Genomic DNA, 14,286 nt, shown 5'->3' on the forward strand with positions numbered 1-14,286 from the left:
GCATGAAACAATCAGAACTTCAGGGAGCCCTGCATATACAAGGTGCGCGGCTGGCCGGCATACAACCCTTTGTTGTTGTCGTCATAGGCGCGGGTGAAATATTCATGGTCGAAGATGTTCTTCACGCCGAAGGCCAGATTCAGGTTCGCCATGTCTGCGCCAAACTGATAACCGGCGCGTGCGCCCCACAGCATGAAACCGGGAATGCGGCCGGTGCTGCCATCGGCACTTTCCTCAACGGTGTTGGCGTTGTCAGCAAACTGGCCGGACTGGTATTCGCTGTTGACGTTGAAGAACCAGTTGCCCGGCGTGTAATCCAGCCCCAGCGTGCCTTTGTTTTTTGGCGAGAACGGCACCTGATTGCCGTGCGTATCGCCCTCTTCGCGGATCACCGCGTTGACGTAGGCATAGCTGGCGTAGGCAGAAACATTTTCCAGTGTCGGGGACAAATCTGACAGGTCGTAACGGATCTGGCTCTCCAGCCCGGTGTGACGGGTTTTACCGCGCGCCGTCACGCTGTCGGTGGTCTGGTTGGAGTCGTACTGATTGTTGAAGTTGATCAGGAACAGGCCGACTTCCGCTTTCACAATACTGTTATCAAAGCGCGTGCCCAGTTCCCAGGTGCGGGCTTTTTCCGGCTCGATATTGCCGCTGTCCACCGCTTTGCCAATCTGGCTGTACTGCACGGTGCCGAAAGATCCTTCGGTGTTGCCGTAAATATTCCAGGCATCGTTCAGGTGATACACCACATTCAGCGCGGGCAGCGGCGCGTTGTAGCTGATTTCCTGCTTCGTGCCTTTGATGTAGTTATTCTGATACGACTGAATATGTTCGTAGCGCATCCCCGGCGTGATAGTCCAGTCGCCGACGTCGATACGGTCATCGACGTAAAATGCGTTAGCCTGCGTGCCGGACTGGGTATCGCGATCGTACGGGCTGTCGCCGGTCGGCAGGACGCCGGATTTGGCCGGGCTGTAATAGCGCAGTTCGTGGGTGGATTCGCTGACGTAGCGGTAACCGACGCCCACTTCATGCGCCGTCTGGCCGAGGTTGAAGCTCTGGCTGTAGCGCGGTTCGATGCCGCGTACCCAATACTGGCGCGGGGAAAGGGTCAGGTTTTTGCCCTGATCGAGATAGCCGCTGCGCAGGGTGTAGGTGTAGAAGCTCTGGATATTGAATTTATGCTGCTGATCCGGCTGATATTGATAGCCGAAACTCGCCAGCTGGCGGCGTCCCCAGAATTCATCGTAAGGGCGCGTGGACTGAAAACGGTTGGCGTTGTAATCGGCGCGGGACAAACCGCCCGGCATTTCTGCGCGGCCTTCGTAATATTGCAGCAGGCTGTTAAAGGTGTGGACGTCATTGGGCGCGTAACGGGTTTTCAGCATCACGTCGTCGATTTTGGTCGCACTGTGTTCACGCCAGTCGCTGCCGCGCGTGCCGGAATACAATAACGCGCCGCCGAGGCCGTTATCCGCCGTGCCGCCAATCATCAGGTTACCGGTGCCTTTCGGGTCGTTCTGGCTGGAGGTCGGGCTGTAAGTGCCTTCCGTTCCGGCTTCGATGCCGAAATCTTTCGGAATGGCGCGGGTGACGAAGTTCACCACGCCGCCGACGCTTTGCGGCCCGTAACGCACCGCGCCGCCGCCGCGCACCACATCCACCGCGTCCATGTTACCGAGCGAAACCGGCGCAAGGGAAAGTTGCGGCTGGCCGTAAGGCGCAAACGGCACCGGAATGCCGTCCATCAGCACGGTGGAACGGCTGGCGAGGCGCGGGTTCAGCCCGCGGATACCAAAATTCATCGCCATATCATGGCTGCCGGTGCCGTTATTTTCCGGCGCATTCACGCCCGGAATGCGGTTCATCACCTCACGCACCGTCGTCGCGCCGGTTTTGACAAAATCCTCACGGCGGATCACGTCGCGCGCCCCGCCATGTTCAAACACGTCGTTTTCACGCGCATCAGCCAGCCAGTCGCCGACCACGGTCAGGGATTCCGGCTCCTGAACCGGCGCCGGAATGGCCGCCAGCGTAAACGCATTGTTACCCAATGATCGGGCTTCCAGCCCGCTGTCTGCCAGCAGCGCCGTCAGGCCGTCATTGAGGGTGTAATTTCCCTGTAAACCCTTGCTGTGCTTGCCGCGCGTCAGCGAAGAATCCACCGACAGCGTGATACCCGCCTTTGCCGCAAACTGATTGAGTGCGGTATCAAGATTGCCTGCCGCAATCTGATAGGGTGCAGACTGAACCGCCGCCGCCGCAGGCAGCGCGGTGATCAGCGCAGCAGGAAGGATCGCGCAGTGAATGGCCATCGCCAGTGGTGTTGTGTTGCCAAAAGAACGCAGAACGCGTGAGCGTGAAATGGACATACCCTCTCCAGATTTTATGTTTTTGCTGTGTGTTTTTTTTCAGTGCTGCATAGGAGTCGGATGAGAATGCAAAAGGGACAATCGCGAATGCGATTATTTATCATTTTTATTTGCAGGCGGTATTACGGCAGCATTACGCGGGCACCACGTTCACCCAGTAGCGGGTCAGGGTGTGGATCCTGACGGGTAACGTGCGCGAAAGAATGTTGAGGACCGCGTCGGTGTCGTTGAGCGGGAAAGTGCCGCTGATGCGCAGATGTGCAACAGCGGGGTCGCAGCTCAGATGGCCGTGACGGTAACGCGCCAGTTCATCCACCACTTCCGCCAGAGGCCGGTCGCTGACGCTCAGCACGCCTTTGCTCCAGCTGCCCGCTCCGCCCGAAAGAGCCGTCACCTCGCCAAATGTGCTGGCGGTAAAACGGACGGTTTGGCCTTCGCTGACCTGCAAGCGCTGGCCCGGCAGCGTGACTTCCACCGCGTGTTTCAGCACGGTCAGGCGGGTCGCGTCATCAAACTGGCGGACGATAAATTCCGTGCCGAGGGCGCGCAGCATGCCCTGCTGCGTTTGCACCAGGAAAGGCCGCGAGACGGGCTGCGTATCCTGCGCGGTGATGATGCTGATTTCGCCCTGATGCAGGCGGATCAGCCTCTCTTGCGGGGTAAAACGGATATCGGCGGCGCTGGCGGTGTTAAGCGAAAGTTGGGAACCGTCTTGCAGACGCAGGGTTTTGATTTCGCCGGTGGCGGTGCGCGCATCCGCCAGCAGGCCTTGTCCGGCTGGCGTCTGCCACGCTTTCCAGCTGCCGCCCAGCCCGAGCAGCACCAGCAAACCTTTCAGCACGCGGCGGCGGGTGACCTCCGACTGCTGGCTCGCGTGATTGAGCGTCTGATAACTGAAGCGGCCCGGCATGCTGTGCAACTGACCCTGTAAGGATTCCACCCGCTGCCACGCCCAGCGATGGTCTTCGTGCTGCGCCAGCCACCGTTGCCATTTCTGATTTTGTTGCGGCGTCACCTCGCCCGAGCACAAGGTGGCGAACCACTGCGCGGCCATTTTCAGCGCCAGACGCTGATTATCGGTAAGGGAGGAGGTCATTGCGCTCAGCCATGTTCCAGGCTGAACAGCAGACAATGCTCAGTGGCTTTCGCCATGTACTTTTTGACCGAACTGACCGAAACGTTCAGACGCCGGGCAATCACCGGATAGGTCAGCCCTTCCAGCTGGGAGAGCAGAAAAGCCTGACGCACTTTTTCACCCAGGCCATCGAGCATCGTATCGATCTGTTGCAGGGTTTCGAGCAGGCACTGGCGCTGTTCCGGCGACGGCATATGCGCTTCCGGCATCAGCGCCAGCATGTCGAGATAAGCGCGTTCCAGCGCGTTGCGGCGGAAAAAATCCACCATCACCCGGCGGGCAATGGTGCAGAGAAAAGATTTGGGTTCGCGAATTTCCTGCGCACTGTCGCCGGTCAGGACGCGCATAAAGGTGTCCTGCGCCAGATCGTCGGCGTCATTGGCCGACCCCAGTTTTAACCGGAGCCAGTTTTTCAGCCAGCGGTGGTGCGAGCTGTAGAGCGCTTCAAACGCGCGGGCGGGTGATACGGCAGCGTTGATGGACATAGAAAGTTACATAACCAGACCAGAAATTCACCATCGGATAATAATTGATAATAGTTATCATTACAATCGAGGATCCTGCGCCTTTTCCCGTCGGGTCTGCGCAAATGTGAAAAGAAAACCGACATCCCGCGCATTAACACACTAAGCTTGGAGGAGACACCCGTTACCGGTGCCTGTTCCGATATGCCTCCCTGCCCCTGACCTCTTTATCTCACTATGTGAACTCTTATCGCAGCTCAGGCAACTGCCTTCTCGGGTCCGCATAAGGAATGTTGACGTGAAAAATGCTGTCTTCAGTTGGTTCAAAAGTAAAGGAGCACCACCTGTATCACCGGCCACCCGACGTCATCGCGCCAGCGCGCTTGAACAGTCCACGCCGATCCGTGCCGAGCTTTTTTCGGCAGACCAGATGGAACGCTACGGCGGAAAACTGGCCCTCTCGCATAAGTTATCCAAGAAGAAACTCCCCTACTATCTGCTCAAACGCCTCGATGACAATGAGAAGGTCCTGACCCGCAGTTGTCTGATCCTCAGCAGTGGCGAAAAAGCCAGTATCACCCCCGCCGGTGAATGGCTGCTGGATAACTACTATCTGATCGAAGAACAAATCCGCGTGGTGCGTCAGCTGTTGCCGAAAAACTTCGGCAAGGGTTTGCCCTCGCTGGGATCACCGCATTTTTGCCCGCGCATTTACGACATCGCCACCGAGGTGGTCAGCCACAGCGACGGCCTGTGGGACATTAAAACCCTGACCCGTTTTCTCTCCACTTATCAGAGTGTCAGGCCGCTGACGCTGGGTGAACTGTGGGCGTTTCCGGGGATGTTGCGTCTGGCGCTGATAGAGAATCTGCGCCGCGTGAGCATTGAAGTCGCCAACGCCCAGAAAGAACGCAATCTGGCCGATTTCTGGGTCAATAAATTGCAGGACAGCGCCGAAAACGATCCGGCCAGTCAGATCATTGTGATTGCCGATATGGCGCGCACCAATCCGCCGCGCACCAGTGCGTTTGTCGCCGAACTGGTTCGCCGCCTGCAGGGCCACGGATCCATGCTGGCGCTGCCGCTGACCTGGGTGGAACAACGTCTGAGCGAAGTCGGCCTGACGCAGCGTGAAGTCATCGACAAATTCAATCAGCAACTGGCGGCAAATCAGCTTTCCGTCAGTAACAGCATCATGGGGTTACGCCAGCTCACCGAAATGGACTGGGCGGATTTCGCCGAAAATCTCAGCGTGGTGGAGAAAATCCTGCGCGGCGATCCGGCCGGTATTTACGCCACCATGCATTTCGACACACGTGACAATTACCGCCATCAGATTGAACGGCTTTCGCGTAACTCCCGTTATGATGAAGCCGCCGTTGCGGCCCGCGCCGTGGCGCTGGCGCAGCAGGCCGGCGGCACCTATCAGCAGCAACACGTCGGGTATTATCTGATTGGCCCCGGCCGTCCGGTGCTGGAAAAAGAGTTGCAGGTGCGCTTTTCGCTGCTTAACCGCGCGCGCGCCAAACTCAGCCAGACGCCGCTGCTGTCGTGGCTGGGCAGTTTGTTACTGGTCACCACCGCCGTCACCGCCGATGCGCTGTACCGCTCCGGCCATCCGGGCAATAACTGGCTGTGGTGGGCATTGCTGGTGCCTGTGATGCTGGTCGCCAGCCAGTTTGCCCTTAATCTGCTCAGTGAAATCACCACCCGCAGCCGCACGCCGCAGCCGTTGCCGCGTCTGGAATTTGTTGGCGGCATTCCTGAAAGCGCCAGCACGCTGGTGGTGATCCCCTGCCTGCTTGGCAGCCGTAAAAATATCGACGCACTGATCAACAGCCTCGAAGTCTGTTATCTCGGCAACGTGTTGCCGAATCTGAATTTCGCGCTGCTCAGCGATTTTCACGACAGCGAGGAGCCGCACAGTGAGGACAACGATACCCTGCTGGTGTATGCCCGACAGAAAATTCAGCAGTTGAACCGACGTTACACCGTCACGCAAGGCGCGCTTTTCACTTTGCTGCACCGTGACAGCGAAAAGAATGCCGCTCAGGGCGTGTGGATGGGTTATGAACGCAAACGCGGCAAACTCAACGCGCTTAATCTGTGGTTACGCGGCCACGGCGAACCGTTTTCGCTGATCGAAGGCAGCACGCAGGCGCATTTACAGCAGGTGAAGTACGTGATCACGCTCGACAGCGACACCGTCCTGCCGCGTGCCACGGCGCATCAGCTGGTGGCGGCGATGGCCCATCCGCTGAACCATCCGGTGTACGACGAACAGCGCCATCTGGTGGTGTCCGGTTACGCCATTCTCCAGCCGCGTCTGGCGGAAGAGATCCCCGCCAACGGCCAGGGGCGCTATGCCGCTTTGTGCAGCAGCGTGCCGGGCAACGATCCTTACTCGTCGATGTCGTCAGACATTTATCAGGATTTGTTCGGCGAAGGCTCATTTGTCGGCAAGGGGATTTACGATGTTGATATGTTTATCCGCGCCAACGAAAACACCTGCCCGGAAAATCTGGTGCTCAGCCACGACCTGCTGGAAGGCTGTTACGCCCGTTCCGGCATGCTCAGCGATGTCGTGCTTTACGAGCAATATCCCGATCATTATCTGGCCGACGTGGCGCGTAAAACCCGCTGGATCCGTGGCGACTGGCAACTGCTGAACTGGCTGCGTTTTCGTGTCCGTCAGGAGGACGGGCAGCGCTGCCGCAATCCGCTGACCACCCTTTCGCGCTGGAAATTGTTTGATAACCTGCGCCGCAGTCTGGTCGCCCCGGCCTTTTTGGTGATCATCTTTTGCACCGTGGCGCTGGTGCCAAACAAAATGTACTGGTTTGGATTTATCGCCGCGATGCTGCTGTTCCCGGTGCTGGTCGCGCTGGTGCTGGATTTACTCAATAAAGGCCCGCGCCGCTCGCTGCTCCCCCATCTGAAAAGCGTGGCCTCTGCCACCCTCAGCCGCCTGTCGCGCATTTTCGTGACGCTGATGACGCTGCCGCATGAAGCGGTTTACTCGGTGCAGGCGATTTTACTGACGCTGTGGCGGCTGAACGTCAGCCACCGTAAGTTGCACGAATGGGCCAGCGTCAACGTCAGTGAGAAAAGCCGCGCGCAGTCGCCGGAATATTTCTACCGCCGCATGTGGGCAAACCCGCTGGCCGGGATTGCGCTGGTGATGTTGCCCGCGCTGACCCATTCTTCGCTGGTCTGGGCGGCGCTGCCACTCGGCATTCTCTGGTTCCTCGGGCCGCGCGTCATGTGCTGGCTGAGCCAGCCCGCGTCACGTCCGGCACCCGATCTGGACGCACAGCAGCGTATTTTCCTGCGTCAGGCGGCACGTCAGACCTGGTCATTCTTTGAGACATTCGTCAATGAGCAGGAAAACTGGCTGCCGCCGGATAACTTTCAGGAAATCCCGCAGCCGGTGGTGGCCCATCGCACCTCGCCGACCAATATCGGCCTCTCTTTGCTGGCCAACATTACCGCCTGGGATTTCGGCTACATCACGCAGGGCGAAGTGTTACTGCGCACCAGCCAGACGCTCGATACGCTGGATAAACTCGAGCATTATCGCGGCCATCTGTACAACTGGTACGACACGCGCACGCTGGAACCGCTCAACCCGCGCTACATTTCCAGCGTTGACAGCGGCAACTTCGCCGGACATCTGCTGACCCTGAGCACCGGCCTGCACCTGTGGCGTGTGCAACCTGCGGTCAACCTTCCGCAATGGCTGACCGGCCTGGAAGACACGCTGTATCTGGCCGAAAATAAAAACGGCGCGGCCGCCATGGCAAAACTGCGCGAGAGCTGGACGCAGGCCAGTACGGCGCAGGGTGAGGAGATCTTTGTTCACCTGCGGGCCATGCGGGCGCTGATCGCCACCTCGTCGGAAGGTTATCTGCCACGGCTGGCGGAACAGCTGGATGCCGGGCTGGCCGAGTGGTCGGCGTTTTATGGCTGGCTGTCGCCAGAGGCATACGACGAGCCTCTGCCTTCACTGTTGTGGCTGGCGCAGCAGGATGCCCTGAGCTCGCCGCAACTTTCCCGCGCCATCGGGCTGGCGCGTCAGCGTCTGGACATTATCGGTGAGCTGGAACAACGCCTGAACGATCACGCGCACATGGATTTCCGCTTCCTGTACGACACCAACACCCATTTGCTGACCGTCGGTTACAACTGCGATGCGCATAAAATGGACAGCGGAAAATACGATCTGCTGCCGTCTGAAATTCGCCTGACCAACTATGTGACCATTGCCACCAACCAGCTGCCGCAAAAAAGCTGGTTCGCGCTGGGCCGGTTATTCACCGTGATCGACAAACAGCCTTCGCTGATGTCGTGGAGCGGGTCGATGTTTGAATACCTGATGCCACAGCTGGTGATGCCCGCTTATCCCGATACGCTGCTGGTACAAATGTGCCAGACCGCCGTTGACCGGCAAATCGCCTGGGGCAAGGAGAACAACGTGCCGTGGGGGATTTCGGAGTCGGCGTACGCGGCCTTTGATCTCAACCAGAATTACCAGTATCACGCCTTTGGGGTACCCGGCCTCGGGCTGAAGCGCGGGCTGGGCGAAGACATGGTGGTGGCGCCTTACGCCACCATGATGGCGCTGATGTTCCGTCCGCAGGAGGCTTGCCTCAATCTGGTCGAACTGGAAAACTGCGGCGCGCGCGGCGAATACGGCTTTTACGACGCGCTCGATTACAGCCCGTCGCGGCTGGTTCGCGGGCAGATTTACATCGTGGTGCGTTCTTACATGGCGCACCATCAGGGGATGGGATTCCTCGCGCTGGCGAACGTGTTGCTCGATTCCCCGATGCCTGCGCGCTTTGCGGCGAATGCGGCATTCCAGTCCGCCCGCCTGCTGTTGCAGGAACGCGTGCCGGATGCGGTCGAACTTTACAGCCCGCGCCGTCACTTTGAGTCACACGACAGCACGCTGCAAAAGGTCAACGTCGAACTGCGCGAATTCACCGACGTGGACAGCCCGACGCCGGAAGTTCAGCTGCTCTCCAACACGAATTATCACCTGATGGTGACGCAGGCTGGCGGCAGCGTCAGCCGCTGGAAAGATCTGACGTTAACCCGCTGGCGGGAAGATGCGACGCGGGATCATCGCGGCATCTTCTGCTACCTGAGCGATCCGGCCACCGGTGAAATCTCCAGCAATACCTGGCAGCCCGCAGGCAAACAAAAAGGCACTTATCACGCGGTGCTGACAGACTCCGGGGCGGAGTTCACCCGTACACAGGGGTCGCTGACCCTGAAAACGCACATCGTGGTGTCACCGGAAGACGACGTGGAAATCCGCCGTATGACGATCACGCACCACGGACGTCGTCCTCGTACGGTGGAAATCACCACCTATGCGGAAGTGGTACTGGCTCCGGCGGCCAACGATGCCACCCATCCGGCGTTCAGCAACCTGTTTGTGCAAACCGAACTGGTGCCTGCGCAGGAAGGGATTTTGTGCCACCGCCGCCCGCGCGAGCCGGACGAGCATTGCCCGTGGATGTTCCACATGATGGCGATCCACGGTCCGGTCGAACGGGAAACTTCGTTCGAAACCGATCGCGCGGCCTTTATCGGTCGCGGCCACACCGCGGCGCACCCGCAGGCGTTGCAACAGCCCGGCAAACTCAGTAACAGCGCCGGTGCGGTGCTCGACCCTGTTCTGGCTATCCGCCAGCGCATCCGCCTGAAACCCGGCGTGCCGGTGGTGGTCGATATGGTGTATGGCATCGGCGACACCCGCCTGCAAAGCCTGGCGCTGCTGGAAAAATACCGCGACCACCATATTGCTGATCGGGTATTCGAAATCGCCTGGTCGCACAGTCAGGTGGTTCTGCGCCAGCTCAACGCCACCGAAGATGACGCCGGGCTGTTTAACCGTCTGGCCGGCGCGTTGCTGTTCGCCAGCCAGGAAATGCGCGGTGATGCTCAGACCATTATCCATAATCGACGCGGGCAGTCCGGCCTGTGGGGGCTTTCGCTGTCGGGCGATCTGCCGATCGTGCTGCTCACCCTCTCCAGCAGCGAAAACATCAATCTGGTGAAACTGCTGATCCGCGCGCACAACTACTGGCGGCTGAAAGGCCTGAAAGTCGATTTGGTGCTGCTCTCCAACGATCCGGGCGGTTATCAGCAGGCGCTGCAAAACCAGATCCTCGGCCTGGTGGCTTCCGGCGCGGGCTCCAGCCAGACCGATATTCCGGGTGGGATATTTGTGCGTAACGGCGAGCAGATCTCGCAGGAAGACCGCACGTTGCTGATGAGCGTGGCGCGGGTGGTGATCGACGACCGTCACGGTCCGCTGACCGATCAGCTTAACCAGCGGATGCAAATGCCGCACGCTTCCCAGCAGGCCCTGCTGCCGGTTCGCAGCGACGATGACATCAGCCCGGTGGCCGCAGAACCGCGTGGCCTGACCTATTTCAACGGCACCGGCGGATTCTCCCCTGATGGCCGTGAATATCAGATCCTACTCAACGAAGGGCAAAACACGCCGGCGCCGTGGTCAAACGTGCTGGCGAACGCCGATTTTGGCACGGTGATTTCAGAAAGCGGTCAGGCGTATACCTGGTATGAAAACGCCCACGAATACCGTTTAACGCCGTGGGAAAATGACCCGGTCAGCGACAGTTCCGGCGAAGCGTTTTATTTGCGTGACGAAGAGAGCGGCAGCGTCTGGTCACCGGCACCGTTGCCGGTGCGCGGCGCGGGCGGTTATGTCACGCGGCACGGTTTTGGTTACAGCGTGTTCGAACACACCGAACGCGGGATCGCCAGCGAAATGACGGTGCTGGTCGCCGAACATGCGCCGGTGAAACTGATCATGCTCACCCTGACCAACGTCTCCGGCCGCCCGCGCAGGCTGTCGGTCACCGGTTATGTGGAATGGGTGATGGCCGATCTGCGCACCAAATCCGCCATGCACATCGTCACCTCGCAGGCGCGTGTGACGCAGGGCTGCGGCGTGCTGGCGACCAACCATTACACCAGCAACGGCGGCGAACGCACGGCCTTCTTCGCGGTGACCGGCGCACACTGCTCGGTCAGTGGCGATCGCCGTGAGTTCTTTGGCCGTGCCGGTTCACCGGCCTCTCCGGCGGCCATGAAAAACCAGCGGCTTTCAGACCGCACGGGCGCAGCGATGGACCCGTGCGGCGCGGTGCAGTCGGCGACCACGCTCATCGACGGTGATCAGCGCACCTTTACCTTCGTGCTGGGTCTGGGGCAAAACGCCAATGACGCCGAAGCGCTGATCCGCCAGTTCTTGCAGGAAGGCGAGGCGCAGGCCGAACTGGATCGCGTGCATCAGCACTGGCATCAGGTGCTGGATAAAATTCAGGTCACCACGCCGGATCCGTCGGTGAATTTACTCGCCAACGGCTGGCTGATTTATCAGACCTTAGCCAGCCGGATCCTGGCGCGCAGCGGCTATTATCAGTCGGGCGGCGCGTTCGGTTTCCGCGATCAGCTTCAGGACACGCTGGCGCTCACCCACGCCGCACCGCAGCGCATGCGCGAGCAGATCCTGCTGTGCGCCTCGCGGCAGTTTGTTGAAGGCGACGTCCAGCACTGGTGGCATCCGCCAACCGGCAATGGCGTGCGCACGCGCTGCTCAGATGATTATCTGTGGCTGCCGCTGGCCATCAGCCATTACATCTCGGTGACCGGCGATCACGACATCGCGGAGCAGCAAATTCCGTATCTCGAAGCACGTTTGCTGGCCGCCGGTGAAGAGTCTTTCTATGAGTTGCCGGTGGTCAGTTCAACGCACGAAACCCTCTGGCAGCACGGGGTTCGCGCACTGAAACACAGCCTGAAAATGGGGCAATACGGCCTGCCGCTGATGGGCGCGGGCGACTGGAACGATGGCATGAATCTGGTCGGCCTTGGCGGTCGCGGTGAAAGCGTCTGGCTGGGCTTCTTCCTGTATGACGTGCTGCAACGCTACGGCGCACTGGCAGAAGAACGCCATGACGAAGACACCGCCGCGCTGTGCCGCGAACAGTCGGCGCTGCTGAAACACAATCTGAACGAACACGCCTGGGACGGCGACTGGTATCTGCGCGGCTACTTCGACAGCGGTGAAACTCTGGGCTCACATCTGAATGACGAATGTCAGATAGACGCTATCGCCCAGAGCTGGTCTGTGCTTTCCGGTGCAGGTACGCCGGAACGCACCGCCAGCGCCATGCATTCGGTCGATCAACGGCTGGTGGATAACGACGCCGGATTGATCAAACTGCTGACGCCGCCGTTCGACGGCAACGGCCCGAACCCAGGCTATATCCGGGGTTATCTGCCAGGCGTGCGCGAAAACGGCGGGCAATATACTCACGGTGCGATTTGGGCGGTGATGGCCTTTGCCAAACAGGGCAATATCGAACGGGCATGGGAGCTGATGTCGATGATCAACCCGATCAATCACAGCCTCAGCGCCAGCGACGTCAGCCGTTATAAAGCCGAACCTTATGTGATTTCCGCCGATATTTACTCGGTGGATCCGCACAGCGGACGCGGCGGCTGGAGCTGGTACACCGGCTCGGCAGGCTGGACGTATCGTCTGATCACCGAAGCCCTGCTCGGCATCACCCGCCACGGCGACGCGATCGCCATTCACAGCCATCTGCCCGCCGCCTGGCCGGAGATCACCGTCTCGTATCAGCAGGGCAGCAGCCATTATCAGATAACCGTGCGCCGCAGCACCGGCGAATACCGTGTACTGCTCGACGGCCAGGTTCTGGAAAATGACCGAATTCCGCTGGTGGATGACGGGGCTGAGCATCAGGTGGAGGTGGAACTGGGCAGTTAGATCATACCGATACTCTCAGAGGCCCCGCACTGCGGGGCTTTTCTTTTTTCCACACAAGCTAAGCCAATAAAGTCCGTCGCGCGGGCATCTTTCTGCTGTTAGGTTGAGAAAAAAACCGAGGAGAACACCATGAGCACACTTCCTGTCGCCGTCATTACCGGCGGAACCAGCGGTATCGGGCTGGCGATTGTCCATAATCTGGCACGCGACCATCGGGTCTTTGCGCTGGGGCGGAATAAAGAGAGCCTGCTGGCGTTGCGGCTGATTGAAAACGTTGACGCGGTGGAAATCGATTTACTCGATTTTACCGCCATTGAACACTTTATCCGCGAGCTGCCGCAGATTGATGTGCTGGTCCATTCGGCGGCAATCTCCAAACCCCTGCGTGTTGAAAACGCCACCCCGGAGGACTGGCAGCAGCAATTTTCCATTAACGTGTTTGCGCCTGCACAATTCACCCGGCTGGCGCTGCCCGCGCTGAGAAAACAGGAAGGTCAGGTGGTGTTTATCGGTTCGGGTTCGGGCACGAAAGCCGACGGCGGAAATACGGTGTACTGCGCATCGAAATTTGCCCTGAATGCGCTGGCTCATGCTCTCCGGCAGGAAGAAAGCGAACATGGCGTGCGCGTATCCACCGTCGCGCCAGGGCCTACGGATACGCCGATGAACCGCAAAACCCGCGAAAGTCAGGGAGATTTTGCCGCCATCGATCCGCGGGATTACAGCACACCCGAATCGGTTGCTGCGGCAGTGCGTCTGGTGGTCAGTGCCAGTGACGATACTCAAATTACCGATATCGCCGTCAGGCCACGGCGGGATAAAGCCAAACGCTGACACTGCTTGAATAATGCGCCGGGCCGGCGTGCTGGCGCATGGCTTTACAATAATAACGTCAGTCCGTAATATCCCCCCGTCTTATCTTTTGACCTGCCTTATATTTATCAGCACGCCCGCTTCAGGGATATTCCTCATGAATATGCCAGGAAGAATACTTTATTTATATATAGCCAAAAGAATACATATAAAGTTTTTATTAAAGGAGTAATAAAAATGCGCAAACACACGCTGTTATTAATGGTTCTTTTCTCCCTGCCCCTTTTAAACCCGGCCAGTGCAATCACCATCAAACCGGGTGAATGGGCAGTCGCCAATGTCACCGGCACGCTGGGTAAAATCTGCGTATCCCCGACAGAATCACTCCTTCTTAAAACGATTAATCGAAACGTTAAATTTAAGGATAGCAATTGCGAAAATTACTATACAAATAACACCGCGCACCGGGTAGTTGTTAAGAGAACCTGTATTCTAAAAGGGGTGAAATCATCCGCGACGGTTGTCATGACTGAAATTAATGAAAATAAATTCCACGTCAAAGCCCAGGCACAAAAAGATAAAAATAACCACACCACATTCAGAGGCGGCTCAGGCGTTATACGCTTCACGTCAAACAAATGTTCTTAATCTGAAATAATCCCTTTCCGG

At 58.7% G+C, this 14,286-nt stretch carries 6 protein-coding genes; 3 read left to right on the top strand and 3 right to left on the bottom strand.

Annotation, left to right across the window (positions count from 1 at the left end):
* Positions 1-11: 11 nt before the first annotated feature.
* The 3 genes from fecA to fecI all read right to left on the bottom strand — a co-directional run bounded on the left by fecA (position 12) and on the right by fecI (position 3,992).
* Positions 12-2,372 carry a TonB-dependent Fe(3+) dicitrate receptor FecA gene (fecA, locus tag ABSH60_RS21055; protein ID WP_390975967.1) on the bottom strand — a complete coding sequence of 787 codons (2,361 nt, stop codon included), beginning with the start codon at positions 2,370-2,372 and terminating at the stop codon, positions 12-14.
* 133 nt (positions 2,373-2,505) lie between these two features.
* Positions 2,506-3,468 carry a ferric citrate uptake sigma factor regulator FecR gene (gene fecR / locus ABSH60_RS21060; RefSeq protein WP_390975969.1) on the bottom strand — a complete coding sequence of 321 codons (963 nt, stop codon included), beginning with the start codon at positions 3,466-3,468 and terminating at the stop codon, positions 2,506-2,508.
* Positions 3,469-3,473: 5 nt separating this feature from the next.
* On the bottom strand, positions 3,474-3,992 hold the full coding sequence (gene fecI / locus ABSH60_RS21065; RefSeq protein ID WP_217204353.1) for a ferric citrate uptake sigma factor FecI: 519 nt from the start codon (positions 3,990-3,992) through the stop codon (positions 3,474-3,476).
* A 277-nt stretch (positions 3,993-4,269) separates the two neighbouring features.
* On the opposite strand from fecI, the gene ABSH60_RS21070 reads away from it, so the two are divergent.
* The 3 genes from ABSH60_RS21070 (at position 4,270) to ABSH60_RS21080 (ending at position 14,265) form a co-directional block, all read left to right on the top strand.
* The gene (locus ABSH60_RS21070; protein WP_390975971.1) at positions 4,270-12,804 is read left to right on the top strand and encodes a GH36-type glycosyl hydrolase domain-containing protein; all 8,535 of its coding nucleotides are present in this window, start codon (positions 4,270-4,272) and stop codon (positions 12,802-12,804) included.
* Positions 12,805-12,933: 129 nt separating this feature from the next.
* Positions 12,934-13,638 (top strand): SDR family oxidoreductase, encoded by a 705-nt coding sequence (locus ABSH60_RS21075; RefSeq protein ID WP_122096886.1) that lies wholly within the window; start codon positions 12,934-12,936, stop codon positions 13,636-13,638.
* A 216-nt stretch (positions 13,639-13,854) separates the two neighbouring features.
* Entirely contained in the window at positions 13,855-14,265 is a 411-nt protein-coding gene (locus tag ABSH60_RS21080; protein WP_056779525.1) for a hypothetical protein, read from the top strand.
* Positions 14,266-14,286 lie beyond the last annotated feature (21 nt).

The sequence above is a fragment of the Rahnella sp. R3(2024) genome (assembly GCF_042920125.1).
GTDB lineage: Bacteria > Pseudomonadota > Gammaproteobacteria > Enterobacterales > Enterobacteriaceae > Rahnella > Rahnella rivi.

Bases quoted from the DNA above. Each gene is read 5' to 3' on its own strand.
- fecA (WP_390975967.1), bottom strand. From the start codon at position 2,372: ATGTCCATTTCACGCTCACGCGTTCTGCGTTCTTTTGGCAACACAACA.
- fecR (WP_390975969.1), bottom strand. From the start codon at position 3,468: ATGACCTCCTCCCTTACCGATAATCAGCGTCTGGCGCTGAAAATGGCC.
- fecI (WP_217204353.1), bottom strand. From the start codon at position 3,992: ATGTCCATCAACGCTGCCGTATCACCCGCCCGCGCGTTTGAAGCGCTC.
- ABSH60_RS21075 (WP_122096886.1), top strand. From the start codon at position 12,934: ATGAGCACACTTCCTGTCGCCGTCATTACCGGCGGAACCAGCGGTATC.
- ABSH60_RS21080 (WP_056779525.1), top strand. From the start codon at position 13,855: ATGCGCAAACACACGCTGTTATTAATGGTTCTTTTCTCCCTGCCCCTT.